General features: G+C 59.2%; 19 protein-coding genes and 1 pseudogene. 8 read left to right on the top strand and 12 right to left on the bottom strand.

Annotation, left to right across the window (positions count from 1 at the left end; genetic code table 11):
• Positions 1-17: 17 nt before the first annotated feature.
• The 3 genes from hutU to hutC all read right to left on the bottom strand — a co-directional run bounded on the left by hutU (position 18) and on the right by hutC (position 3,440).
• The gene (gene hutU, locus FHW68_RS15035; protein WP_095633433.1) at positions 18-1,706 is read right to left on the bottom strand and encodes a urocanate hydratase; all 1,689 of its coding nucleotides are present in this window, start codon (positions 1,704-1,706) and stop codon (positions 18-20) included.
• 472 nt (positions 1,707-2,178) lie between these two features.
• Positions 2,179-2,748 (bottom strand): HutD family protein, encoded by a 570-nt coding sequence (locus FHW68_RS15030; protein ID WP_095633432.1) that lies wholly within the window; start codon positions 2,746-2,748, stop codon positions 2,179-2,181.
• 23 nt (positions 2,749-2,771) lie between these two features.
• On the bottom strand, positions 2,772-3,440 hold the full coding sequence (hutC, locus tag FHW68_RS15025) for a histidine utilization repressor (RefSeq protein WP_232252242.1): 669 nt from the start codon (positions 3,438-3,440) through the stop codon (positions 2,772-2,774).
• 200 nt (positions 3,441-3,640) lie between these two features.
• Between hutC and FHW68_RS15020 the strand changes: the two genes are divergently transcribed.
• Positions 3,641-5,005, top strand: a complete 1,365-nt coding sequence (locus FHW68_RS15020) for a formimidoylglutamate deiminase (RefSeq protein ID WP_183681057.1) — start codon at positions 3,641-3,643, stop codon at positions 5,003-5,005.
• 124 nt (positions 5,006-5,129) lie between these two features.
• Here FHW68_RS15020 and FHW68_RS15015 read toward each other — a convergent pair whose 3' ends face one another.
• Both FHW68_RS15015 and FHW68_RS15010 read right to left on the bottom strand, forming a co-directional pair.
• Entirely contained in the window at positions 5,130-5,699 is a 570-nt protein-coding gene (locus FHW68_RS15015; RefSeq protein ID WP_095633429.1) for a lipocalin family protein, read from the bottom strand.
• Between the two features lie 33 nt (positions 5,700-5,732).
• Positions 5,733-5,987, bottom strand: coding sequence for a hypothetical protein (locus FHW68_RS15010; RefSeq protein ID WP_007907841.1), 255 nt, complete (start codon positions 5,985-5,987; stop codon positions 5,733-5,735).
• A gap of 279 nt (positions 5,988-6,266) precedes the next feature.
• Between FHW68_RS15010 and FHW68_RS27520 the strand changes: the two are divergent.
• Both FHW68_RS27520 and FHW68_RS27515 read left to right on the top strand, forming a co-directional pair.
• A pseudogene (locus tag FHW68_RS27520) lies at positions 6,267-7,301 on the top strand (cache domain-containing protein); the annotation flags it as partial.
• Positions 7,302-7,394: 93 nt separating this feature from the next.
• Positions 7,395-8,159 carry a methyl-accepting chemotaxis protein gene (locus FHW68_RS27515; RefSeq protein ID WP_371916218.1) on the top strand — a complete coding sequence of 255 codons (765 nt, stop codon included), beginning with the start codon at positions 7,395-7,397 and terminating at the stop codon, positions 8,157-8,159.
• 127 nt (positions 8,160-8,286) lie between these two features.
• On the opposite strand, the gene FHW68_RS15000 is transcribed toward FHW68_RS27515, so the two are convergent.
• The 5 genes from FHW68_RS15000 to FHW68_RS14980 all read right to left on the bottom strand — a co-directional run bounded on the left by FHW68_RS15000 (position 8,287) and on the right by FHW68_RS14980 (position 17,740).
• Positions 8,287-8,889, bottom strand: a complete 603-nt coding sequence (locus tag FHW68_RS15000) for a DUF924 family protein (RefSeq protein WP_095633427.1) — start codon at positions 8,887-8,889, stop codon at positions 8,287-8,289.
• A gap of 3 nt (positions 8,890-8,892) precedes the next feature.
• A complete protein-coding gene (locus FHW68_RS14995; protein WP_095633426.1) occupies positions 8,893-9,903 on the bottom strand; it encodes a class 1 fructose-bisphosphatase in 1,011 nt (336 codons plus the stop codon).
• Between the two features lie 264 nt (positions 9,904-10,167).
• Positions 10,168-11,535 (bottom strand): DUF3999 domain-containing protein, encoded by a 1,368-nt coding sequence (locus tag FHW68_RS14990; RefSeq protein ID WP_183681055.1) that lies wholly within the window; start codon positions 11,533-11,535, stop codon positions 10,168-10,170.
• Positions 11,532-15,119 carry a DUF2339 domain-containing protein gene (locus FHW68_RS14985; protein WP_183681053.1) on the bottom strand — a complete coding sequence of 1,196 codons (3,588 nt, stop codon included), beginning with the start codon at positions 15,117-15,119 and terminating at the stop codon, positions 11,532-11,534. Before FHW68_RS14985 ends, FHW68_RS14990 begins: the two co-directional genes overlap by 4 nt.
• Positions 15,120-15,289: 170 nt before the next feature.
• A complete protein-coding gene (locus FHW68_RS14980; RefSeq protein WP_095633423.1) occupies positions 15,290-17,740 on the bottom strand; it encodes a glycogen/starch/alpha-glucan phosphorylase in 2,451 nt (816 codons plus the stop codon).
• Between the two features lie 255 nt (positions 17,741-17,995).
• Between FHW68_RS14980 and FHW68_RS14975 the strand changes: the two genes are divergently transcribed.
• Positions 17,996-18,433, top strand: coding sequence for a YkgJ family cysteine cluster protein (locus FHW68_RS14975; RefSeq protein WP_095633422.1), 438 nt, complete (start codon positions 17,996-17,998; stop codon positions 18,431-18,433).
• Positions 18,434-18,642: 209 nt separating this feature from the next.
• Here FHW68_RS14975 and typA read toward each other — a convergent pair whose 3' ends face one another.
• Both typA and thiI read right to left on the bottom strand, forming a co-directional pair.
• Positions 18,643-20,463 carry a translational GTPase TypA gene (typA, locus tag FHW68_RS14970; protein WP_007989225.1) on the bottom strand — a complete coding sequence of 607 codons (1,821 nt, stop codon included), beginning with the start codon at positions 20,461-20,463 and terminating at the stop codon, positions 18,643-18,645.
• A 139-nt stretch (positions 20,464-20,602) separates the two neighbouring features.
• Positions 20,603-22,057: a tRNA uracil 4-sulfurtransferase ThiI gene (gene thiI / locus FHW68_RS14965; RefSeq protein WP_095633421.1), complete on the bottom strand. Its 1,455-nt coding sequence runs from the start codon at positions 22,055-22,057 to the stop codon at positions 20,603-20,605.
• A 330-nt stretch (positions 22,058-22,387) separates the two neighbouring features.
• Here thiI and glnA point away from each other — a divergent pair, with 330 nt between their 5' ends.
• The 4 genes from glnA (at position 22,388) to FHW68_RS14945 (ending at position 25,539) form a co-directional block, all read left to right on the top strand.
• Entirely contained in the window at positions 22,388-23,794 is a 1,407-nt protein-coding gene (gene glnA, locus FHW68_RS14960; protein WP_007907861.1) for a glutamate--ammonia ligase, read from the top strand.
• A gap of 179 nt (positions 23,795-23,973) precedes the next feature.
• Positions 23,974-24,396 carry a cupin domain-containing protein gene (locus FHW68_RS14955; RefSeq protein ID WP_095633419.1) on the top strand — a complete coding sequence of 141 codons (423 nt, stop codon included), beginning with the start codon at positions 23,974-23,976 and terminating at the stop codon, positions 24,394-24,396.
• Between the two features lie 25 nt (positions 24,397-24,421).
• Complete coding sequence (locus tag FHW68_RS14950; protein WP_095633418.1) at positions 24,422-24,937, top strand: DUF4124 domain-containing protein; 516 nt, start codon at positions 24,422-24,424, stop codon at positions 24,935-24,937.
• Positions 24,934-25,539, top strand: a complete 606-nt coding sequence (locus FHW68_RS14945) for a DUF4124 domain-containing protein (RefSeq protein WP_168185106.1) — start codon at positions 24,934-24,936, stop codon at positions 25,537-25,539. Before FHW68_RS14950 ends, FHW68_RS14945 begins: the two co-directional genes overlap by 4 nt.
• Positions 25,540-25,647: the final 108 nt, after the last annotated feature.

Below are 25,647 nucleotides of genomic sequence, written 5' to 3'. Positions count from 1 at the left end.
TCCTACAGGGTTCCGCGTTATTTACCGGTAATCATCGGCAGGTTCAGGCCCTGCTCCTTGGCACAGTCGATTGCGATCTGGTAACCCGCATCAGCGTGACGCATGACACCGGTAGCCGGGTCGTTGTGCAGCACGCGAGCGATACGCTCGGCCGCTTCGTCTGTACCGTCGCAGACAATCACCATGCCCGAGTGCTGGGAGAAACCCATGCCGACGCCACCGCCGTGGTGCAGGGAAACCCAGGTCGCGCCGCTCGCGGTGTTGAGCAGAGCGTTGAGCAGTGGCCAGTCGGATACGGCGTCGGAACCGTCCTGCATCGATTCGGTTTCGCGGTTCGGGCTGGCAACAGAGCCGGAGTCCAGGTGATCGCGACCGATCACGATTGGCGCGGACAATTCACCGCTGCGCACCATTTCGTTGAACGCCAGACCCAGCTTGGCGCGCAGGCCCAGGCCAACCCAGCAGATACGTGCCGGCAGACCCTGGAAGCTGATGCGCTCGCGGGCCATGTCCAGCCAGTTGTGCAGATGGGCGTCGTCCGGGATCAGTTCTTTTACTTTGGCGTCGGTCTTGTAGATGTCTTGCGGATCGCCCGACAGCGCAGCCCAACGGAACGGGCCGATGCCACGGCAGAACAGTGGACGGATGTAAGCCGGGACGAAACCCGGGAAGTCGAACGCGTTTTCAACGCCTTCTTCTTGGGCCATCTGACGGATGTTGTTGCCGTAGTCGAAGGTCGGAATACCCATTTTCTGGAAGTCGAGCATCGCTTTGACGTGCACAGCCATGGACTGCTTGGCGGCTTTGACCACGGCAGCAGGCTCGGTCTTGGCGCGAGCGCGGTACTCTTCCCAGGTCCAGCCGGCTGGCAGGTAACCGTTGAGTGGATCGTGGGCGCTGGTCTGGTCGGTGACCATGTCCGGGCGCACGCCGCGCTTGACCAGTTCCGGCAGGATTTCAGCCGCGTTGCCCAGCAGAGCGATGGAAATCGCCTTGCCTTCCTTGGTGTATTTGGCGATGCGGGCCAGCGCGTCGTCGAGGTCGGTGGCTTGCTCATCGACATAACGGCTGTTCAGACGGAAATCGATGCTGACCTGCTGGCATTCGATGTTCAGCGAGCAAGCGCCGGCCAGGGTTGCGGCCAATGGTTGAGCGCCGCCCATGCCGCCCAGGCCTGCGGTCAGGACCCAACGGCCCTTGAGGTTATCGTTGTAGTGTTGGCGACCGGCTTCGACGAAGGTTTCGTAGGTGCCCTGGACGATGCCCTGGCTGCCGATGTAGATCCAGCTGCCAGCGGTCATCTGGCCGTACATGGCCAGGCCTTTGGCGTCGAGTTCGTTGAAGTGTTCCCAGCTCGCCCAGTGTGGCACCAGGTTGGAGTTGGCGATCAGCACGCGCGGGGCGTTGCTGTGGGTCTTGAACACGCCGACCGGCTTGCCGGATTGCACCAGCAGGGTCTCGTCGTCGTTCAGGTTGGTCAGGCTTTCGACGATCTTGTCGTAGCATTCCCAATTACGTGCCGCACGACCGATGCCACCGTAAACCACCAGTTCTTTAGGGTTCTCGGCGACTTCCGGGTCGAGGTTATTCATCAGCATGCGCAGCGGCGCTTCAGTCAGCCAGCTTTTGGCGGTCAGCTTGTTACCGCGTGCGGCACGGATATCTACATTGCGGTATTTAGTAGGTTTCTGGGTATTGTCAGTCACGAAAAAGACTCCTCAGCGATCAATCCAAACCAACCCTGGCGGTGGGTAAGCCAGCCTGTGCGCGTCAACGCGACACAAGCGAATCAGTGGACGTTGCGAGGAGTCTCGAATCGACTCATACGCATACGTCTTTACTTGTACATACAAGCATATGCAATCAAGCGGCCAACTTGCTGAATGGGTGTTCAAGAAAAATTTTGAACATGGCTGGAGAGCGCCTGAATCAAGGGTTCTGGCGAAGATGAAATTTTTCTGGGGGATTTTGCGAAGGGCGTGGAGTTGTTACTTGAGCGTGGTTTTGCGCCACGCTGGGGCGTTCGGTAACAAAGTGGTGCGCAATGGGAAACGCTGAAAAGCAAAAGATCGCAGCCTTCGGCGGCTCCTACACGTTCATGCCATCCACAAAAAATTTGCGGTGAACACGATCAAATGTAGGAGCTGCCGAAGGCTGCGATCTTTTAAGGATTCTCGATCAGCGTGCGATCAGCTCGATCACACAGCACTGGCCATTGCTGGAGATATCCAGCAGGCCAACATTACCGTCCAGTTGCAGGCAATCATGGCGTCCTAGCTGAGAAGCGCTGCTATCAACCGTCACTTCAAGCTGTTCAGCAACGCTGAACACCAGCACGGTGCCGGCCGAACTGAAAAACCGTTGTTCGCCCTCCAGCCATTGCAAGCGCGCGTGGTAGCGGTCCGGCGCATAAATCAGGTTGAAATCGCGAATCGGCCCGCCGAGCAATGTGCAGAACACATGGCTCTCGCCACTGAAAGCAAACGGGTCCAGCGGTAACAATGGCCGCGTGTTCTGACCCTCGACGCGCAAGGTCATGCCCTCGCCTTGCAGCACGGTGATCACTCGCTCATAGCCGGCAAAGATGGAAAACCCGCCTGACTCGCCGATGTCGGCAATCGACAGGCGCCAGCCAAAACCCTCAAGGCCCACGCCGCTATCACGGGTGATTTCTTCGGTGCTGCCGCCGCCGTTTTTCCACGGCATGCGCGGGTAATCTGCTGCGCGTAAAACTTTCAACTGGCTCATTAGGGCTCTTTATTTATGGCTCTTTATTTGTGGAACCGTCCTTCCAGACGATGACGGGAACCGGGGTGGATCAAACGGGCGGCGGTCACGGGCTGACGACCGGACCAGGTGCGGCGACGAATCAGCAGGCACGGCTCGCCCTTTTCAATCTGCAGCAATTTGCATTCGGACGGCTCGGCGAGAATCGCTTCGACCACGTGCTCGCCTTCGGTCAGCGGCGCCACCTGATTGAGATAGGCGTAAGGCGTTTGCAAGGTGAAATCTTGCTTGAGGTACTCCGGCGCCACCAGTGCGTTGACGAAACGGTCTTCGATTTGCACCGGAATATCGTTTTCGAAATGCACGATCAGCGAGTGGAACACTTTCTGCCCTTCACGCATGTCCAGCGCCAGGGCGCGCTCGGAACCGGCGGCCTCTTCTTCGAGGGTGATCACCTTGCACGTATGGCGATGGCCACGGGAGGCAATTTCGTCGGCAATGTTGTGCACTTCAAACAGGGCGGACTGGCTTTTCGGTTCGGCGACGAATGTTCCGACGCCTTGCATACGCACCAACAGGCCATCGGCGGTCATCTCGCGCAGGGCGCGGTTGATGGTCATGCGGCTGAAACCCAGCTGGCTGACCAACTCGCTTTCCGACGGAACGCGGTAGTGCGGCGGCCAGTTTCCACTGTCGATCTGCTGGGTGATCATCTGTTTGACGCGGGCGTACAAGGGCGCCGGACTGTCGCCCAGATTGGCGCTCAGATGGGCATTCGGCGGCAATGTGGCAGAGGGAGTCGGCACGGTTAATCCTTGTTCATCTATTAGAGATTGCTAGCTTGCCGGAGTTTACCGAGCAGGCAAACGTCTGTATATGTATATACAAATAACACACGATGGGGTGCTGAACCATGTCCGCCTTCTTTGCCGAACGCGCGCTGCTGCCTAGTGGATGGGCCAACAATGTACGTCTTGAGGTCAGCGCCGATGGCGTGCTGACCCATATTCAGGCCGATTCTCACGCAGATGACGCCGAACGGTTGAGCGGTCCGCTACTGCCGGGGATGCCGAATCTGCATTCCCACGCCTTCCAGCGCGCCATGGCCGGGCTGGCGGAAGTGGCGGGCAATCCGAATGACAGTTTCTGGACCTGGCGCGATTTGATGTACCGGCTCGTCGGAAAAATCAGCCCGGACCAACTCGGCGTCATCGCCCGTCAGCTGTACATCGAAATGCTCAAGGCCGGTTACACCTCGGTCGCGGAATTTCATTATGTACACCACGACACCAACGGCCAGCCTTACGCGGACCCAGCCGAACTGGCGCTGCGCATCAGCCAGGCGGCCAGCTCCGCCGGTATCGGCTTGACCCTGCTGCCAGTGCTCTACAGCCACTCCGGTTTTGGTGGCCAGGACCCGAACGAAGGTCAGCGCCGCTTTATCAACAGCACGGAAAACTACCTCAAACTTCAGTCGCGCTTGCAGCCGATCCTGGCCCGGCAAGCGGCGCAGTCGCTGGGTTTGTGTTTCCACTCGTTGCGCGCGGTAACACCGCAGCAGATCAGCGAAGTACTGGCCGCCAGCGACCAGCAGTGCCCGGTGCACATTCACATTGCCGAACAGCAGAAGGAAGTCGATGACTGCCTGAGCTGGAGCGGTCGCCGTCCGCTGCAATGGCTGTACGAAAACACCGAGGTCGATCAGCGCTGGTGCCTGGTCCATGCGACCCACGCCAAGCCGGAAGAAGTCACGCTCATGGCCGAGAGCCGCGCCATCGCGGGTCTATGCCTGACCACCGAAGCCAACCTTGGCGACGGGATTTTTCCGGCGGTGGATTTCCTGGCGCAGGGCGGGCGCATGGGCATCGGTTCCGACAGCCATGTGTCGTTGAGCGTGGTGGAAGAATTGCGCTGGCTGGAATACGGCCAGCGTTTGCGCGATCAGCGGCGTAATCGTTTGTATGGCGCGGATCAGCCGATGGTTGGCCGCACACTGTACAACGCCGCGCTGGATGGCGGTGCCCAGGCGCTGGGACAACCGATTGGCGCGCTGGAAGTGGGCAAGCGTGCGGATTGGCTGGTGCTGGACGGTAACGATCCGTACCTGGCGACGGCCAGTGGCGACGGGATTCTCAATCGTTGGCTGTTTGCCGGTGGTGACCGTCAGGTACGGGATGTGCTGGTCAACGGCCAGTGGGTTGTGCGCGACGGGCGACATGCCGATGAAGAAGAGAGTAACCGGGCGTTTACCCGGGTGCTGCGCGAACTGCTCGGTTAACCGAAAAAGCAAAAGATCGCAGCCTTCGGCAGCTCCTGCATTGATCCGGTTGATCGCAATAATGCGGATCAACACGGACTCTGTAGGAGCTGCCGCAGGCTGCGATCTTTTTTCGGTCGCGCCGCTAGTTGGAAGTCTTGGCCATCTGCGAATCCGACGCGCGCCAGATCAGTCGCGTCGTGTCATAACCCTGTTGACGCGCCTTGCTCAGCAGCTCTTCTCGCACGACACCATTGACCGTCGGGGTGCGTGACAGCAGCCAGAGGTGACGACGGCTCGGGTCGCCGACAATCGCGGTCTTGTAATCATCGCTGACGTACAACACCCAGTATTCCCCCTTCGCCACACCCGGGATCAGTCGTGAGAACCAGGTATCGAACTCGACCCACAGCTTGTCGGCCTTGCCGGGTACCTGTGGATAAGCCGTGCCTTTGGCCTCTTCCCATTGCCAATCCGACGTCAGGCAGCGGTTCAACACCGCCATGTCACCGTCAGGCTTGAGGGTGTAATGGGCCTCGGATTGCGCGCAGTTGCGCTGGAAATACATCGGCAGCCGCGCCAATTCGTACCAGGTTCCCTGGTAACGCTTGAGGTTGACCGTGTTGACGGTCTTGGGTGCCAATGGATCTACGCCAGAAGTGGCGCAGCCGGCCAATACCAGGCTGGCAAAAAGAACGATCAGTAACCGCTTCATTATTTTTTTCTCCCGTGGGCGAATAGCCCCGGTTTACTTCAGGCCTTGGCCAGAAAACATCAGCACTTTGTCACCGGCATACTGCACGCTGATAAAGCTGTTTTTGTCACCCCAGGTGCAACTGGACATGCCGAGCGCACCCGAGCAATCGGTCGGTTTGCCCAGCAAGGTTTCAACCTCGGCCTTGGGCATGCCGGTCGACAGCTTCGAATAATTTTCCTGATTGATCTTGCCGCACGCTGCCAACAACACGCAGAACGAGAGCAAGGCGATAGATCGCAGCGACATGGTGTAACTCCTGGGGCGTAGGGAATGGCATGGCTGCCAAGCTGAAGCTTAGAAGAGAAAACCCCTCTCTGGTTCCCTGACCCTGCGGCTATTTGTTTGGCCATCCGTCAGCCGTTTGACGATAAATCAGCCACTTTTTTCCGCCACTGAATATTTCGTCGGTTTTCGCAGAAGCCGCCTAATCTTTGGCGCTGGCCAGTCGACATAGAAACAGCGCAAAGCCTTCCACTGCGGCAAATTGACACCCTTGTTGATCAGCCCTTCGCGGTAGCTCATTTAATGACCAGAAACATGAAATTCAGCCACAAAATCCTGTTGGCGGCCGCCCTTGTGGTGGCCGTTGCATTCGTCTGTTTCATCCTGTTCAACGATTACCGCCAGCGGCAGACCCTGCGCAGCAGTACCGAGTCTTCAATGCAGGAACTCGGCAGCCTGACTACCAGCAACATTCAGACCTGGCTGGAAAGCCGCATTCAATTGCTGCAATCGCTGGCCCAGCAAATCGCCGTGGACGGCAGCGCCCAGGCCAATCTCAAGCGCGCCATCGACCTGCCGGCCTACACCGGCAACTTCCAGCTGAGCTACTTCGGCGGCATCGATGGCGTGATGTTCTCGGTCCCGGCCGGCAATCGCGCCGCGGACTACGACCCGCGTGCTCGGGGCTGGTACAAGGCGGCCAACAATGCGCAACAGACCATCGTCACCGAACCCTACATTGCGGCATCGTCGGGCAAACTGGTGATGACCGTTGCCACGCCGGTGAAGCACCAGAATCAAATGATTGGCGTCGCCGGTGCAGACATTGATCTGTCCAGCGTCAGCGCGATCATCAACTCGCTGAACTTCGACGGTCATGGCCATGCGTTTATCGTCAGCGCCGATGGCAAGATCCTGATCCACCCAGACAGCAAACTGGTGCTCAAGAACCTGGCCGACGCTTACCCCAACGCAGCGCCGAAGATCAGCCCCGGCCTGAAAGAGGTCGAACTGGACGGCAAAACCCGGTTCATCTCCTTCACCCACGTCAACGGTGTGCCGTCGGCAGACTGGTACGTGGCGCTGGTGCTGGATAAAGATACCGCGTTCTCGATGCTCAGCGAATTTCGTACCTCGGCAATCATCGCCATGGTTATCGCCGTAGTGATCATCATCGCGTTGCTGAGCATGTTGATCCGTGTGCTGATGCAACCGCTGCTGACCATGGGCCGCGCCATGCATGACATCGCCGAGGGCGAAGGCGACCTGACCAGGCGCCTGACCATTCACGGCCAGGATGAGTTCGGTGCGCTGGGCACCTCGTTCAACCGTTTTGTGGAACGCATACATACCTCGATCCGTGAAGTGTCCTCGGCCACCGGCCAGGTCAATGAAGTCGCCTTGCGCGTGGTCGCGGCCTCCAACTCGTCGATGTTCAACTCCGATCAGCAAGCCTCACGCACCAGCAGCGTGGCTGCCGCCATCAACGAACTGGGTGCCGCCGCCCAGGAAATCGCCCAGAACGCCGCCCTCGCCTCGCAACATTCCAGCGACGCCCGCGCCTTGGCCGAAGATGGCCAGCAAGTGGTGGATAAAACCATCGCAGCCATGCAGCAGCTATCGGCAAAAATCAGCGATTCCTGCGCCAACATCGAAACCCTGAACAGCAACACGGTGAACATCGGCCAGATTCTGGAAGTGATCACCAGCATTTCCCAGCAAACCAACCTGCTGGCGCTCAACGCGGCCATCGAAGCGGCCCGTGCCGGTGAAGCCGGTCGAGGTTTTGCGGTGGTTGCCGATGAAGTGCGCAACCTCGCCCACCGCACTCAGGATTCGGCGCAGCAAGTGCAAAAGATGATCGAAGAACTGCAAGTCGGCGCCCGGGAAGCGGTCAGCACCATGACTGATAGTCAGCGCCAGAGCGAAAGCAGCGTCGGCATCGCCAACCAGGCCGGCGAACGCCTGGGCAGCGTGACCCAGCGCATCGGGGAAATCGACGGGATGAACCAGTCCGTGGCCACCGCGACCGAGGAGCAAACCGCGGTGGTGGAGTCGATCAACGTCGACATCACCGAGATCAACACGCTGAACCAGGAAGGCGTGGAGAATTTACAGTCGACCTTGCGTGCATGTGCTGATCTTGAGCAGCAGGCGGCGCGGTTGAAGCAGTTGGTGGGTAGTTTCAGGATTTAACTGCCTGTCACTGATCATTCCCACGCTCTGCGTGGGAATGCCTCAACGGACGCTCCGCGTTCGGCTCTGAAAGGGACGCGGAGCGTCCCGGGCTGCATTCCAACGCGGAGCGTGGGAACGATCAAAGCTAGAAGCGGGATCCAGGCCCTGAAAGAAACTCAATTTCCTCAACCGTAGATTCACGCCCCAACACCGCATTGCGATGGGGAAACCGGCCAAACCGCGCAATGATTTTCTGATGCCGCTCGGCATAATCCAGGTTGTCGGCAAACACCGCCCGATCCGCCCCGGATTGCTGTTCAACCAGATCGAGAAACCGCGAAACCGCTTCGTTCTGCACGGCCAGATTTTCGCAGTGTTCGAACACCAGATAGATAAACACCCGCTGGATCGGTCGTAGTTGCCGATCGAAATCCGCAGCAATGCCTTGCGCCACCAGTGCCTGAGCCCTGAGATCGCCTGAAAAGGCTTTGGGTGTGTCGCGATAGATCATGCGCGGGAGTTGATCGAGCAACAGCACCAGAGCCAGCCAACCTTCGGGGCATTGCGCCCATTCGGTCAATTCGCCGGCCAGTGCCTGCTCGACCTGGCCCCCGAAACGCGTCCGCGCTTCGAGGTCCTGGCTGTCGCGCTTGCCAAACCATAACGTGCCCTTGTCAGCCGCTATTTCGTTGGGGGATTCGAAAGATCCGAACCACCATTGAAGCAACGGCTGCCAGGGCGCGCTCATGGTTTATTCCTTGTGGTAAGCCGTAACGCGGGCAACTTCTTCTTTCGAACCGAGGAACACCGCAACACGCTGGTGCAAGCCTTCCGGCTGGATGTCGAGGATGCGCTGGTGGCCATCGGTGGAAGCGCCGCCAGCCTGTTCAATCAGGAACGACATCGGGTTGGCTTCGTACATCAGACGCAGCTTGCCCGGCTTGGACGGCTCGCGGCTGTCGCGTGGGTACATGAACAGACCACCACGGGTCAGGATACGGTGCACGTCGGCGACCATTGCAGCGACCCAACGCATGTTGTAGTTCTTTTTCAACGGCCCTTCTTCGCCCGCCAGCAATTCGCTGACGTAGCGTTGTACCGGCGCTTCCCAGTGCCGCTGGTTGGAGGCGTTGATGGCGAATTCCTGGGTGGCTTCAGGAATGGTGATGTCTTCATGGGTCAGGACGAAGCTGCCCATTTCGCGGTCCAGGGTGAAACCTTTCACGCCGTCGCCCAGGGTCAGGATCAGCATGGTCTGGGGACCATAAATGGCATAACCGGCGGCCACTTGCTGGGTACCTGGCTGCAGGAAAGCCTTTTCATTCAAGGGCTCGTTCTGGCTCAGGTATTCGTTCGGGCAACGCAGTACCGAGAAGATGGTGCCGACCGGCGCGTTGATGTCGATGTTCGACGAACCGTCCAGCGGGTCGAATACCAGCAGATAGGCACCTTTCGGGTATTTGCCCGGGATCTGGTAGGCATTGTCCATTTCTTCGGACGCCATGCCGGCCAGGTGACCGCCCCACTCGTTGGCTTCAAGCAGGATTTCGTTGGACAACACGTCAAGCTTCTTCTGCACTTCGCCCTGAACGTTTTCGGTGCCCATGCTGCCCAGAACACCACCCAGGGCGCCTTTGGAGACGGCGTGGCTGATTTCCTTGCAAGCACGCGCCACCACTTCGATCAGGAAGCGCAGATCGGCAGGAGTGTTGTTGCTGCGGGTCTGCTCAATCAAATAGCGACTCAAGGTAACGCGGGACATGGACGGCTCCGGTGGAATGGGGGGGCTAAAAACCCGCGCAGTTTAACGCGAGTCGGGGCGCATTTCCTCCTATCAGACGTGATACGCCCAATAGAGTTCATGTGCGGGGTTGAGCGTAGTTCGAAATGGGGCCGTGATTGGCGACAGGTTTCAATATTTTTGGTGGCCGGAAGGAACGCCTTTGCGGGCAAGCCTCGCTCTTACAGGTAATCCACCAATCCTGTGGGAGCGCGGCTTGCCCGCGATCTGGCGCGAAACGCCAGCCTAGGATTTGACGGGGGGCTTGCGCAGCAAGCTGAACGCCATGGCTCCCAGAAACAGCACACTGAGCAACAGTACTGCCCACAACCCGAACTTCTTCCAGTTCGGGTCCGCCACCGCTGGCACAGTCGCCGCCGGAGTCACCACGACCCCACCCTCCACGGTCGCCTTGCCCAACGCCGCCAGCTTCGCCGCGCTGTAATCGGGAATCAGCGTCGACAATGGCAAGTTCGCCGCCTTCACCGTCGCATTCCCCAACGCCAGCGTATAAGGCCCGGCACCGCGTGCCAGGAACACCAGTTGCGTGGAGCGCACGGCAAACCGCACGGTCGGTGCTTCGGCGCCCAGGCCACCGCCGCGCTCATCCACCGTCAGCTTAAATTGCTGCACGGTCTGGCCCGGCAACTGCAATTCGTTCTGCACCACGTCCTGGCCATTCTGGGTCAAGCGGTAAAGCAAACCGCTGGTCAGCGTTTGCCACGGCAAGCTGGTTTCCCGACGCCCCGACAACGTCACCGGTGCCAGGCTGTTAGGCTGATTCAGTTCGATCTGCAAGCGCTGGACGTTCAATCCCATCGGCAATTGCCAGATGTACTCACCGGCCTTCACCCGGGTGCCAGCCAACGGTTGTGACCAGACCAACGGCAGCGGCAAGGTGCGCGGGTTGGCGCTTTCCAGTTGCGCCGAAGTCAGCGCCGGCGCCGATTGCGGTGAACTCCACAGCAAACGCAAGTAGCGCGCCGGTTGCCCCGGCAGGCCGACCTCATGTTGTTCGACCCGTTCGTCGGCAAACGTCAGACGTGCCACCTGACCTTCACCCCAGGACTGCCAATGCTGCAAATCGTCGCTGGCTTCGATGCTGAAACGCTGGAAGCCGTCGCGATCGCTGGTCCAATCGAGGATCAATTGCTGTAAAGGCGCCTTGATTCGGCTGGCATCGAGTAACCAGCCGCGCAGCTCTTCTTCGCCTGCCTCCAACTGGCTGGACGGCTGCACTTCGATCAACGTGCCGTTGGTATTCGATTGCACGCGCACGCTTGGTGCGCGTTCGGTGGCATCCGCCGAGTTGTACAACGGGAACCACTTCACGTCGTGAAGCGTGCGGTTTTCGCGGGTCTGCGCGGGTTCTCGGGCCAGCGCATAAGCCTGAGGCTCACCGGCGGCGTTGAACACCCGTAGATCGCTGAGATCGGTGTGCCGCGCTTTCAGTTGCACGCCCAAGGGTAATTCCAGGCGATACCACGGCCCCTCGCCACTCACCGACAACGGCACCTGCGCGGCAAAGTCCGCCGGTTTTTCCTGCGCGCCGGCCGACAGCGTCACGCACAGTACAACAGCACCCCACCAGCCCAGGCTCAGCTTCTGATTCAAGACGACACTCCTTCGGTTTCAGGGCCCGGTTTTTCAACATCCGGCACAGCGTCGGCGCGCTTGGGCGGCAACGGAGCAAAATAGCCCACCACCAACAGCAACACGCCAACGCCAATAAACGACACGATCCGCGCGAGCCCGCCGCGGTTACTCAATTCAACGAAGAACAGCTTGGCGACCACCAGCGCAATCAGCGCCGCGCCGATCAGCCAGACTTCGCGGCGATGGCGCAGATGCCCACCGATCATCAGACTCAGGGCCATCAGGGTCCAGACGATGGACAAGCCGGCCTGCACCAGCATCGATTCGAGTAGCAAATCCAGCGCGTACGGCACGCCGCCCCAATGATGAGCCGCGCGCATCACCAGTGCGGTGAAGAAGACGAACAGCGAGACCCCGGCAATCACTTGGGTGGCGTTATCGGCGTATTCCTTGCGGATCGCCCGTTGCGTCACGGCATTGCGAGACCAGACGTAAACGCCGAACAGGGCGAACAACAGACCCAATTCCAGCGGGTTGATCAGCGGCACATAGGGCAGCGGCTCAGCGGTGCCGTCACTGGCAATGTTCGCCAACCAGAACCAGCCGAGCATCAACAATGCCAACGGCGCAGCGGCATAAACCCGGTACTCGCGGGGGTATTTCGATACCGGCCATGGCCAGGCACGCGGCGCAGCCATCAGCACCAGATACAGGCTCGGCAGAATCGCCCAGCCCAGCCAGCGCCAGGCGTTGTACTGCTGCGACAACAGCAGCAGACCGTAACGCAGTTCCAGGGCCCACACGCCGATCAACAACCAGCAGCCGAGCACATGGGCGGTGCTCTGGGCGCTTGCGGGCAGCGTCGGCGCCAGACGCCGCAGCGAGATGAAATGCACGACGAACACTGCGATCCAGACCAGCCAGCCGAAGTCGGCGGCCGGGTGATAACGCGAATGCCAGGCCGCGAGCAGCACCAGGCCAGCGGCCGGAATCAGCAAGGTGCAGAGCAAGCCCAGCGACGACCACTTCAGGCGCAGCGCCAATACCGTCCACAGCGCGACACTCACGGCGGCGACGGCCAGCAATAAAGTGGCTTGCAGATTCGACGGCGCAAAGCGCAGCACTTCGCTGAGCCACGCGAGCGCCCACCAACCCGCGCCCCACACCAGCAACACTTCGGACAAACGCTGCAGGCTCAACCCATCGAAGGCCGAAGCATGATTACCCAGCTGCAAACGCCAGGCTCCAATGAAGGCGGCCAGCCCCAGCACCAGCGGCGTCCAGAAGCCGCTGTGCGCCAACGGTCGCAACCCTTCGCTGAGCAGCGGCCCGAGCAGGTTCGGCCCGGCGAACAGGAACGCCGCGCCGCCGATCACCTGCAACAGCAAACCAAAAACAAAACTCACGCGCTGCTTCAGGTACAGGCTCAGCCAGATGATGAACAAACCACTGGCGGCCCACACGGCACTCGCGGTTTGCCACGGCAACACGAACAGCACCGCAAGGTTGATCAGTACCAGGCCGGCCAGCAACACCACTGACAAGCCGCGCAGCAAACGCACGTCACTGCGCACCATTTCGTCGCGGGCCGCCAGCAACATGCCGGCAATCAATGCCAGCCCGATCAGGGACGCGCTGAGCAAACCGCTCCAGCCGGCGCTGAACACCGCGGCCGAATCACCGTCCGACCCTTGCAGGCGCAACAGGAACAACGCACCGCCAAGCAGTTGCACTGCAAACGCGGTGAACAGGAACGTCCGCGATTGCAGGCGCAGACCGACGAACAGCGTCGCCAACCCGGCCAGTGCCCAACTGATCGCCGTGCCGTGGGTGAAGAAGAACAGCGGCGCCAACAGATAGAGGAACGTCAGCCCCAAACAGGCCAATACCGGCAATCCTTGGCGCTCCCACTGCGACGCCTGTTCGGGCAACGCTTTACGCAACTGGTAGAAGCTGAACAGCAGTGCCACACCGAGCATCAACGCCCCCAGCGGTGCGCCCTCGAGCAGGCTGTTTTCGCCGATCCGCAGTTCACTGAGAAAGGCCAGTGCCGAGCCCAGTTGCAGCAGCAAGGCAAAGGCTCGCGCCAACGGTCGCTGTTGACGCAGGCCGAGCCAGAAAATTCCCGCGCCTTCCACCGCCCAGGCGGCTGCGGTCCAACGCGCGTCGAGCCCCAACGGAATCGCCAGGCTGGCGAAGATCACACCGAGCGCCAGGCAGGTTTCCGCCAGCAACAATGCTCGACCGCCCATCAGCAACCGGGCCAGCCCCATGTAAATCATGCCCAGTGCCAAGGCGCTGAAAGCGGCGGCGAACTCCAGATGCTCCACCAGCGCGAACTGCAAACCGAAACCTACCAGCGGTGGCGCGAACAGCATCGTGCCGTCGACGTAATCGCCCTTGCGCGCCGACCAGTGCACCAGTGCCTCGCGGCTGTCATCCTGGGGCGCATCGCTCATTTCCAGCAGTTTGCGCCGGGCGAACAACAGGCCGATAACCAGGTACATCAGGAAAAACAGGATCAGGAACGGCTCGGTGCTCCACAGCAACTCAGGTGTATAGGAGCGCAAGCCCCAGGCCAACCCGATGCCGAAGGTGCCGACAAAACCGATCAGGTTAAGCAGCCGCCAGGCCTTGAACCAGGCGATGGCGAGGATGCCGGTGTTGAGCAAGGCGAAGTAGCTGAACAGCGCAACATGGTTGCCGGCGCCGGTGGACGTCAGGATTGGCGCGGCGAAACCGCCCAGGGCGGCAGCGGCAGCCAGGCCCAAGGCGTTTTGGGTAATGGCGAGAATCGCCGAGAACACCGTCACCACCACCAAAAGCCCCAGTGCAGCCGTGGGATCGAGCAACGGATGCAAACGCATCGCGGCAAATACGGTCAGGTACAACACCGCGATCCCGGTGCCTTGCAGCATCAACGCGTAATGGCTGTTGCGCAGGCGCAACCACCAGCCCAGCCCGAGCAAGCCCAAGGCCGCCGCCGCGACACCGGCGTAGCGCAACTCAACCGGCACCACCATGCCTTCGGTGGCGTAGCGCAACAGGAAGGCCAGGCCAAGGAACAACAGCACCACGCCGACCCGCAGCACGGTATTGCCGCCGAACAGCCAGTTGCGCGCACCGCTGATGGCCCGCTCGATGACGTTCGGGCCGCGCGGCGCCGCCGGTTGTTGTGGTTCGCGGGCGACTGGTTCGGGTTTCCAGGCATCGACGGGCGGCGGACGATCGGCTTCGGTGGCGGCCGCCGCGACGGGTTCAAATTCAGGCGGCAGCTCCCAGATCAGCTCCGGGGATTCGACAGGGGTTTGCTCAAGAATGATTTCAGAGGATGGAGCCGGTTCGCTAGTCGCAGGTTCACTGGCTTCAGGTAGTTTGACGCCCGGTACCTCCAGCAACGCCAATCGCTGCTCGAGCGCATTCAGCGCAACCTGCGCCTGATCGAGCAAGCGTCGCTGCTCGGCGCTTTGAGTGCTCAAGCGGCCGATGCGGATGGCCTGGCCAATACCCAACCCGAGCAAAGCGCCCAACAACGCATCGCTGAACGACTCATCGAGTAGCCAACCCAGCAGCAGCCCAATCAGCATGAACATCCATTGCATGGTCGATATCCCTAAGCGCATTGGCCAATCCAGAAAGATTAGCGTAGCCAGTTCCAAAAAGATCGCAGCCTTCGGCAGCTCCTACACGGGCGTGGTAGCACGCGATTGGTAGGAACTGCCGAAGGCTGCGATCTTTTCCGGCGCGTCAGTATATCGAGCTAATTGACGACTTACTCCAACGCTTTCCAGATATCCGTGGCGTACTCGCGAATGGTCCGGTCGGACGAGAACCAGCCCATCCGCGCGCTGCTCAATACCGCCGAGCGCCACCACTCTTTGGAGTCGTGCCAATGAGCCTCGACCCGCATCTGAGCGTTCCAGTAAGAATCGAAATCGGCACAGACCAGGAAGCGGTCATAGTCCACCAGCGAATCGATCAGCGTGGTGTAGCGGGACGGATCGTCCGGTGAGAACACCCCACCGCGAATCGCTTGCAACACATCGTTGAGTCGGTGGGAGGCGGTAATGTCCGGCGCCGCGTTGAACTCATGGTTAAGCTTGCGCGCTTCCACTTGCTCGGCGCTGAGACCGAAGATGAACATGTGTTCGACACCAATGCGCTCGCTCATTTCCACGTTGGCACCGTCCAGGGTGCCGATGGTCAGCGCGCCGTTGAGGCCGAATTTCATGTTGCTGGTGCCTGAGGCTTCGAAGCCTGCGGTGGAGATCTGCTCCGACAAATCCGCCGCCGGAATGATGCTTTCGGCCAGGCTGACGTTGTAGTTGGGCAAAAACACCACTTTAAGCAAACCACGCACGGTCGGGTCATTATTGACCACCCGGGCGATGTCGTTGGTCAGTTTGATGATCAATTTGGCCTGGTGATAACTGGCCGCTGCCTTGCCGGCGAAGATTTTCACCCGCGGCACCCAATCGATTTCCGGTTCGGCACGAATCGCCTGATACAGCGCAACGGTGTGCAGCAGGTTGAGCAACTGACGTTTGTATTCGTGGATCCGCTTGACCTGTACATCGAACATCGCCGCCGGGTTGACCGCGATTCCCAGCCGCTCATGAATCAGGTACGCCAGGGCTTTTTTGCTATGCATCCGCTGCTCGGCGAACTGTTTTCGGAATGCGGGTTTCTCGGCGAAGGGCTCCAGCCCTATCAGGCTTTCTTCGGGGTTATCCTGCATATCCGGGCCGAGGGCGTCGATCATCATCGAGGTCAATTCGGGGTTGGCCTGGAAGAGCCAGCGGCGGAAGGTAATGCCGTTGGTCTTGTTGTTGATCCGCTCCGGATAGAGTTTATGCAACTCGGAGAACACGGTGCTACGCATCAGTTGCGTGTGCAGGGCGGACACGCCGTTGACGCTGTGAGAACCAAGGAATGCCAGGTTGCCCATGCGCACGCGACGACCGTTGTCTTCTTCGATCAATGAGACCGCACGCAACACGTCGAAATCATGAATGCCCTTGGCCCTTAATGAGTCGATGTGCTGGGCGTTGATCAAATAAATGATCTGCATGTGCCGTGGCAGCATCCGCTCCATCAAACCGACCGGCCAGGTTTCCAGCGCTTCCGGCAACAACGTGTGGTTGGTGTACGACAGCGTATCGACGGTGACCTGCCACGCCGCATCCCACGCCACGTCATAGACGTCGACCAGCTGACGCATCAGTTCGGCCACGGCAATCGAGGGGTGCGTGTCATTGAGTTGAATGGCTGCGTGATCGCCCAGGGTCAGTACCGAAGTGTGCATGTTGCGATGGCGGCGCAATAAATCCTGCAAGGATGCGGCAACGAAGAAATACTCCTGACGCAGGCGCAGTTCCTGGCCGGCATCGGTGCTGTCCGCCGGGTAGAGCACGCGGGAGATACTTTCGGCCCGGGCCACTTCTGCTACCGCGCCCAGATGGTCGCCAGCGTTGAAGCGCTCCAGGTGCAAATCTTCCATGGCCCGGGCACGCCACAGTCGCAGGGTGTTGACACTCGCACCGTGCCAACCGACTACCGGGGTGTCATAAGCGATGGCCCGCACGGTTTCCGCCGGAGACCAGACTTGCCTGGATTTGCCGTTCTCATCGGTCACGGTTTCGACACTGCCGCCGAAGCCAATCGGGTAGGCGACCTCTGGCCGTTCAAACTCCCAGGGATTGCCGAAATCCAGCCAGTTTTCGGTCTGCTCCTGCTGCCAGCCATCGACGACGGCCTGGCGGAACAAGCCGTGTTCGTAACGAATGCCATAACCATGCCCGGCGATGCCCAAGGTCGACATGCTTTCCATGAAACACGCCGCCAGACGTCCGAGACCTCCGTTGCCCAATGCCGCATCGGGTTCCAGCAGACGGATGCGCTCGATGTCGACGCCCAGTTCGGTCATGGCTTCACGGGCCACATCAAGCAGGCCGAGGTTGCTCAGGCTGTCGTAGAGCAAGCGGCCGATCAGGAATTCGAGGGAGAGGTAATAGACCCGTTTCTGGCCTTTGCGGTAGATCTGCCGGGTGTGGTCCATCCAGTGCTCGACCATGTGATCGCGCGCCGCCAGGGCGATGGCTTCGAACCAGTCATGGTCGAAGGCGTGATCAGGGTCTTTGCCCACCGCGTAGGTAAGCTTGGTCAAGACGGCGTCGCGGAATGCGGCCACCTCTGCTTCGCGAACAAGTGGTTCTTGAGTCATCGATAAGACCTCGAGCGAGCGTGAAGTTGTCTGAGCCTAGTCGGTCTGACAGACCGTTGAGACTCTGGTTCGGCAGTTTTTCCTGTTTGTGCGAGATAGGTGACATTAATGTTGTCGGTGCCAGAAACGATGCAGGGGCCGTGCCGGACACAGGGGTTATTTTGCGCCAAACGAAAAAATCTGGCGAAAGGTTGTTCAAAAATCCACCAGTCCCGGTATGATCGCGCGCCCTGATGCACACGCTGGTAACAACCGATGATGAAGCCCAACCTGATCGCCGCCGCAGAGATCGATCGACTCGATACCTGGGCCAAGTACTCTGCCCCGATGTGCGGTTCTTGCGTGTCCAGCTGCTGCACCTTGCCGGTCGAGGTCAAGATCAAGGATCTGATCCGTATCGGCATCGTCGACGAATTCGAGCGGGGCGATCCGCCGAAGAACATTGCCAAGCGTTTGCAGAAGGAAGGGATCGTCGAACGCTATAACCAGAAGTCCGAGATCTTCACGCTGCAGCGCATGAGCAACAACGATTGCCTGTACCTGGATCGCAAGAGCCGTCTGTGCACCATTTATGACAAGCGCCCGGACACCTGCCGCAACCACCCGAAGATCGGACCGCGACCGGGGTATTGCGCGTACAAGCCGAAAGAAGTGGAGCGTGAGAACAATCCGCGGACGCTGGACAAGTTCTGATTCCGATCTTCGTTGTCTGACAGATGGCTTTCGCGGGCAAGCCTCGCTCCTACACAGGCCGCGTCGTTTCATGAGCGTCGGGAACGACCCGGACCTGTAGGAGCGAGGCTTGCCCGCGAAGAGGCCCGAATAAGCGCTACACAAACCCCAGACAAACAAAAACGCCCCCGGCCTTTCGACCGGGGGCGTTTTCGTTCAGCCGGGGCTAATTACGCCTTGGCTTTCTTGGCAGCGCGGGTACGCTCGCTTTCGTCCAGGATCTTCTTGCGAAGACGGATGGACTTAGGCGTCACTTCGCACAATTCATCGTCCTGGATGAATTCCAGAGCCTGTTCCAGGGTGAAGCGAACAGGTGGAACCAGAGCGATGGTTTCGTCTTTGCCCGAAGCACGCATGTTGTCGAGCTTCTTGCCCTTGGTAGGGTTAACGCCCAGGTCGTTGTCACGGCTGTTCAGACCAACGATCTGACCGTTGTAGATTTCCTGGCCATGTTCGACGAACAGCTTGCCACGCGCCTGCAGGGTTTCCAGGGAGTAGGTCAGTGCCTTGCCGGTTTCAACCGAAACCAGAACGCCGTTCTGACGGCCGGACATGTCGCCGGACTTCATCACGTCGTAACGGTCGAAGATCGAGGTCAGGATGCCAGCACCGTTGGTCAGGGTCAGGAACTGGTTACGGAAACCGATCAGACCGCGAGCAGGGATGTTGTATTCCAGACGTACACGGCCCTTGCCATCCGGCACCATGTTGGTCAGGTCGCCTTTACGCAGACCCATCTCTTCCATCACCTTGCCCTGGGATTCTTCCGGCAGGTCGATGGTGACGTTTTCGAACGGTTCGTGCTTCACGCCGTCAACCAGACGGATGATCACTTCCGGACGGCCTACAGCCATTTCGAAGCCTTCGCGACGCATGGTTTCGATCAGTACCGAGAGGTGCAGTTCGCCACGGCCGGAAACCTTGAACTTGTCAGCCGAGTCGCCTTCTTCAACGCGCAGTGCAACGTTGTACAGCAGCTCTTTGTCCAGACGTTCCTTGATGTTGCGGGAAGTCACGAACTTGCCTTCTTTACCGCAGAAAGGCGAGTCGTTTACCTGGAAGGTCATGGAAACGGTTGGCTCGTCGACAGTCAACGGCTTCATCGCTTCAACGGTGTCCGGGTGGCACAGGGTGTCGGAGATGAACAGCGAGTCCATACCGCTGATGCACACGATGTCGCCTGCAGCAGCTTCTTCAACGTCTACACGGTGCAGACCGTGGTGCCCCATCAGCTTCAGGATACGACCGTTACGCTTCTTGCCGTCGGCACCGATAGCGACAACCGGGGTGTTCGGCTTGACGCGACCACGAGCGATACGGCCAACGCCGATAACACCCAGGAAGCTGTTGTAGTCCAGTGCGGAGATTTGCATCTGGAACGGACCTTCACGGTCAACAGCCGGCGCCGGTACGTTGTCGACGATCGACTGGTACAGCGGGGTCATGTCTTCAGCCATTTCGGTGTGGTCCAGACCGGCAATACCGTTCAGGGCCGAGGCGTAGACGACTTTGAAGTCCAGCTGTTCTTCGGTGGCACCCAAGTTGTCGAACAGATCGAAGATCTGGTCCAGAACCCAGTCCGGACGCGCGCCTGGACGGTCAACCTTGTTGATGCACACGATTGGACGCAGGCCGGCTTCGAAAGCCTTCTTGGTCACGAAACGGGTTTGCGGCATAGGGCCGTCTTGAGCGTCAACCAGCAGCAGAACGGAGTCGACCATCGACATTACGCGTTCAACTTCGCCGCCGAAGTCGGCGTGGCCCGGGGTGTCCACGATGTTGATGTGGTAGCCGTTCCAGTTGATGGCGGTGTTTTTCGCCAGAATGGTAATACCGCGCTCTTTTTCCTGGTCGTTGGAGTCCATCACGCGCTCGTCGTTGAGCTCGTTGCGCTCCAGAGTGCCGGATTGACGCAGGAGTTTGTCTACCAGGGTGGTTTTACCATGGTCAACGTGAGCAATGATGGCGATGTTGCGTAGATTTTCGATCACTTGTGTATCTCGATCAGAGGATTCGGTGCGCTGACAAGTCTTGGCAGCGATTTACAGTAGAGTCAGGCCTTGCCGTTACAGCTTGACGGCGGCGTCGGGGGGCCGGTGACGCAAGCCACAGGCAAACAGCCCCGGGCACTTAGCTCGGTCGATAAACGCGCACATTGGCATGCCCCTCACTGAGCAAATGGTGGGCATGCAGGCGACTCATCACGCCTTTGTCGCAATAAAGCAGGTACTGGCGAGTAGGGTCCAGTTCCTTGAAACGAGCGTTCAGTGCATAAAACGGCATCGTTTGTACCTCGATGCCAGCGAGTTCCAGCGGGTCGTCCTCAGCGGCATCCGGGTGACGGATATCGATGATGATCTGACCGGCCAGCGCTTCGCTGACTTCTTCAATTTGCAAATCCTGGCCCAATTCATCGATCACCCGATCGATCGGCACCAGCTTGGCGTTTTCGAGCGCACGCTCGAGTACCGCCATATCGAATTCTTTCTCTTCATGCTCGACGCGATGACGCTTGGCTGCAGTCTTCGGATTGACCGAAATGACGCCGCAGTATTCCGGCATGTGCCGGGCGAAATCGGCGGTGCCAATCTCGTTGGCCAGGTCGATGATGTCCTGCTTGTGGCTGGCAATGAGCGGACGCAAGACCAGCTTGTCGGTCACGCAGTCGATCACGCTCAGGTTCGGCAATGTCTGGCTCGATACCTGGGAGATCGCCTCGCCGGTCACCAGCGCATCAATGTGCAGTCGATCGGCAATTTGGGACGAAGCGCGCAACATCATACGCTTCAATACTACGCCCATATGACTGTTATCGACTTTGCCGAGAATTTCTCCCAGCACTTCCTCGAACGGCACACTGACAAATAACACGCGTTGGGAGCTGCCGTACTTCTTCCAGATGAAATGCGCGACTTCCATGACGCCCAGTTCATGGGCGCGTCCGCCCAGATTGAAGAAGCAGAAATGGGCCATCAGGCCGCGGCGCATGATCTGGTAGGCAGCGACGGTGGAATCGAAACCACCGGACATCAGCACCAGCGTCTGCTCCAGCGCGCCCAGCGGATAACCGCCGATGCCATTGTGCTGGCTGTGGATCACAAACAACCGTTGGTCGCGAACTTCGATGCGGACTTCGATTTGAGGCTTTTTCAGGTCGATTCCGGCGGCACCGCACTGACGGCGCAACTGGCTGCCGACATATTTCTCGATATCGATCGAGCTGAACGGGTGCTTGCCGGCACGCTTGCAACGCACCGAGAAAATTTTCCCGGCTAGCGCATCGCCGTAGTGCTGCTTGCACTTTTCAACGATGTCGTCGAAATCCCCTAGCGGGTACTCGTCGATTTGCAAGAAATGCGCGATGCCCGGCATGCAGCTCAGGCGCTCGCCCATCTCCTTCAAGGCCTTGGGGTCGCTGACGCGGGTTTCCAGCTCGAGGTTGTCCCACACACCGTTCACCACCACGGCCGGGTCCAGGTCGCGGAGCACGGTACGGATGTTTTTGGCCAACTGGCGGATGAAACGCATCCGGACCGGGCGGCTCTTGATGGTGATCTCGGGGAAGACTTTTACGATTAATTTCATGGAAACAGCGCGCGCAGGGCCTGCCGAAAAAGGGGGGCGCGGATTATAGCGGAAATTGCTCAAGGTTTAACCAGTTAATGTGCAGAAGGTTTTGATCGCACCAAAACAGGTCATTTATGGATTTCGACGCTACATTACAGGGCGAGATTTGCCGCTTTTTGAGGCCTTGCATCTTTATAAGCGTGATATTGGGGCAAAAAACCCATGGTGGGGCACTGGCATGCAATTTGCTCCCTTGTGAGGCAGGTTGCCTTGGCAGAGTATTCGCGCCGGCATCACCCACATTCTAAGGGCATCCACTACCAAGCCCGAAGCCACCCGGAGGACACTATGTCGAAGTCGGTTCAACTCATCAAAGATCATGACGTCAAGTGGATTGATCTGCGCTTCACGGACACAAAAGGCACTCAGCATCACGTGACCATGCCGGCTCGCGATGGGCTGGATGAAGCTTTCTTCGAAGAAGGCAAAATGTTCGACGGTTCCTCCATCGCTGGCTGGAAAGGCATCGAAGCTTCCGACATGATCCTGATGCCGGACGACAGCACTGCCGTTCTCGACCCGTTCACCGAAGAGCCGACCCTGATCCTGGTTTGCGACGTGATCGAGCCTTCGACCATGCAAGGCTACGACCGTGACCCACGTGCGATCGCCAAGCGTGCCGAGGAATACCTGAAGTCGACCGGTATCGGTGACACTGTATTCGTGGGTCCGGAGCCTGAATTCTTCATCTTCGACGAAGTGAAGTTCAAGTCCGACATCTCAGGCTCGATGTTCAAAATCTTCTCCGAACAAGGTTCGTGGATGTCCGACCAGGACGTGGAAGGCGGCAACAAAGGCCACCGTCCAGGCGTCAAAGGTGGCTACTTCCCTGTTCCGCCGTTCGACCACGACCACGAAATCCGTACCTCCATGTGCAACGCCATGGAAGAAATGGGCCTGGTCATCGAAGTTCACCACCACGAAGTGGCGACTGCCGGTCAGAACGAAATCGGCGTGAAGTTCAACACCCTGGTGGCCAAGGCTGACGAAGTTCAGACCCTGAAGTACTGCGTACACAACGTGGCTGACGCATACGGCCGCACCGCAACCTTCATGCCTAAGCCTCTGTACGGCGACAACGGTTCGGGTATGCACGTTCACCTGTCCATCGCCAAAGATGGCAAGAATACCTTCGCTGGCGAAGGCTATGCCGGCCTGTCCGATACCGCTCTGTACTTCATCGGCGGCATCATCAAGCACGGTAAGGCTCTGAACGGCTTCACCAACCCGTCGACCAACTCCTACAAGCGTCTGGTCCCAGGTTTCGAAGCACCAGTGATGCTGGCCTACTCGGCTCGCAACCGTTCGGCTTCGATCCGTATTCCTTACGTGTCCAGCCCTCGCGCTCGCCGTATCGAAGCTCGCTTCCCGGATCCGGCAGCTAACCCATACCTGGGCTTCGCTGCACTGTTGATGGCTGGCCTGGACGGCATCCAGAACAAGATCCACCCAGGCGACGCCGCTGACAAAAACCTGTACGACCTGCCGCCTGAAGAGGCGAAAGAGATCCCACAAGTTTGCGGCAGCCTGAAAGAAGCCCTGGAAGAGCTGGACAAAGGTCGTGCGTTCCTGACCAAAGGCGGCGTTTTCAGCGACGACTTCATCGACGCTTACATCGCCCTGAAAAGCGAAGAAGAAATCAAGGTTCGTACCTTCGTACACCCACTGGAATATGAGCTGTACTACAGCTGCTGATCCGGTAGCGCCGCGCTACGCGGCGCGACAAAAAGAGGCCTCCTTCGGGAGGTCTTTTTTTATGGGCAACTTCCGACAATGAAATTGGACATTTCCTCCGACACACACAGCATCGTCCGGCATCAACCCGTTTGAATGGCTCGTAGCCTGTCCACTACCTGCAATCAACGGATGGAATGATGACTACTTTCACGCTCAAGACGCTACTGACCGCTCTCGGTGCCCTCGCCCTTTCAGGCTGCACCACAACACCCCCATCGACAGAAATCGAACGGGAAATCCTGCTTCAAAGCAGCCAGTCGTGGGATAGCACACCTTACATTCGCTACCCGGATACCGCACCTGAGCTGACAGTGCTCAAACTCACGATCCCTGCCAATAGCAAACTTCCCTGGCACACCCATCCGATTCCCAACGCGGCTTATATCCTCTCGGGCGAGCTAACAGTCGAAGACCGGAACAGCGGCCAGACCCGGCGTATCAAACAGGGCGAAGCGCTGGCTGAAATGGTCAATATCACTCATCGTGGAGTTACCGGCGATGCACCGGTAAAACTTATTGTGTTCTATGCTGGGAGCGAGGGTATTCCATTGGCGGAGTAGTCTCTGCCCGACACGGGGAATCCGAATGCGGCCACTGTTATTACTTCTACTATTGTCCTGCATTGCTCCCGTGATGGCCCAAATCTACAAATACATCGATGCCAACGGCAACACCGCCTACAGCGATCAGCCGCCGGAAAGCGTAAAGGCTGAGCCCGTGGAGTTGCCGCCACTCAACAGCGTCGAGCTGCCGCCACCGAACGAGCCTGTAGCGCCTGCGCAACCCGGCAGCCGCGAACCACCCGACAGCGCCTATCCGGTGCTGGAGCTGACCGGCCTGCCGACCGAAGAAGCCTTGCGCGCCAACAACGGCACGTTCACTGTCGGTGTATTGATCCAGCCACGCCTGCAAGACCCTCATCGATTGAGGCTGTTACTGGATGATCAACCCTACGGCCAACCGAGCAACGTCCCGATTCTGCAACTGGTGAATATCGACCGTGGCGAACACCGCCTTGCGGTTCAGGTGATCGATGGGCAAAACGTCGTGCAGCAGAGCCCCACCGTGACCTTTACCGTACAACGGGTGCACAAGCCTTGAGGGGCTGGCTGTTGGTCGCCTGCCTGATCAGCCTGTCGGCAATGGCCGAGGTTTTCACCTACATCGACGCTCAGGGCAATCGGGTCTTCACCGATCAGCCGGGCAACCGTAATGCCAAGCGCGTACCACTGGCGACCAGCAATCGGATGTCGGCCAACCCGAGCGGCGCCGCGCCAGTGACGGCCACGCCAGCCAAGCCACTGTTTCATTACGACATGCTTCGCGTGCTGGTGCCGGAGCCGGATGCCACGATCCGTAGCACGGCAGGTGAATTGATTGTCAGCGTTACCAGCGAACCCGGCCTGCAATCGGGTCATCACTATCGTCTGCTGCTGGATGGCCAGCCCACCGCCGAGCCGGGCCCGAGCCCGGTGTTCGCCCTGAGCAACATCGACCGCGGCAGCCACAACCTGTCGGTGGAAATCCTCGACGAACAGGGCCGCACCCTCGAACGCACGGCCAATCAACCGTTCCACATGCTGCGCATTTCCCTCGCGCAGAGACGTCAGGCCAAACCCTGCGTCCTTACTGACTACGGCCAACGGCCGGAATGCCCTCTCAAAGACAAACCCGAAGAAGAAAAAAGCTTCTTTTGGCGCTGATGCCTGCCATGTAAGGCGCATAACCTGTGGGAGCGTGGGGGGGGGGGGGGGGGGGGGGGGGGGGGGGGGGGGGGGAAAAACCCCGGCGGAAGAGAGGGGGGGCACCCC

It is taken from the genome of Pseudomonas sp. Tn43, assembly GCF_014192635.1.
Lineage (GTDB): Bacteria > Pseudomonadota > Gammaproteobacteria > Pseudomonadales > Pseudomonadaceae > Aquipseudomonas.
This window is presented reverse-complemented; position numbering and strand designations above follow the sequence as displayed.

Coding starts and splice junctions, on each gene's coding strand:
- FHW68_RS15030 (WP_095633432.1), bottom strand. CDS start 2,748: ATGAGCCAGTTGAAAGTTTTACGCGCAGCAGATTACCCGCGCATGCCG.
- hutC (WP_232252242.1), bottom strand. CDS start 3,440: ATGATCACCCAGCAGATCGACAGTGGAAACTGGCCGCCGCACTACCGC.
- FHW68_RS15020 (WP_183681057.1), top strand. CDS start 3,641: ATGTCCGCCTTCTTTGCCGAACGCGCGCTGCTGCCTAGTGGATGGGCC.
- FHW68_RS15015 (WP_095633429.1), bottom strand. CDS start 5,699: ATGAAGCGGTTACTGATCGTTCTTTTTGCCAGCCTGGTATTGGCCGGC.
- FHW68_RS15010 (WP_007907841.1), bottom strand. CDS start 5,987: ATGTCGCTGCGATCTATCGCCTTGCTCTCGTTCTGCGTGTTGTTGGCA.
- FHW68_RS27515 (WP_371916218.1), top strand. CDS start 7,395: ATGTTCAACTCCGATCAGCAAGCCTCACGCACCAGCAGCGTGGCTGCC.
- FHW68_RS15000 (WP_095633427.1), bottom strand. CDS start 8,889: ATGAGCGCGCCCTGGCAGCCGTTGCTTCAATGGTGGTTCGGATCTTTC.
- FHW68_RS14995 (WP_095633426.1), bottom strand. CDS start 9,903: ATGTCCCGCGTTACCTTGAGTCGCTATTTGATTGAGCAGACCCGCAGC.
- FHW68_RS14985 (WP_183681053.1), bottom strand. CDS start 15,119: ATGCAATGGATGTTCATGCTGATTGGGCTGCTGCTGGGTTGGCTACTC.
- FHW68_RS14980 (WP_095633423.1), bottom strand. CDS start 17,740: ATGACTCAAGAACCACTTGTTCGCGAAGCAGAGGTGGCCGCATTCCGC.
- FHW68_RS14975 (WP_095633422.1), top strand. CDS start 17,996: ATGATGAAGCCCAACCTGATCGCCGCCGCAGAGATCGATCGACTCGAT.
- thiI (WP_095633421.1), bottom strand. CDS start 22,057: ATGAAATTAATCGTAAAAGTCTTCCCCGAGATCACCATCAAGAGCCGC.
- glnA (WP_007907861.1), top strand. CDS start 22,388: ATGTCGAAGTCGGTTCAACTCATCAAAGATCATGACGTCAAGTGGATT.
- FHW68_RS14955 (WP_095633419.1), top strand. CDS start 23,974: ATGACTACTTTCACGCTCAAGACGCTACTGACCGCTCTCGGTGCCCTC.
- FHW68_RS14950 (WP_095633418.1), top strand. CDS start 24,422: ATGCGGCCACTGTTATTACTTCTACTATTGTCCTGCATTGCTCCCGTG.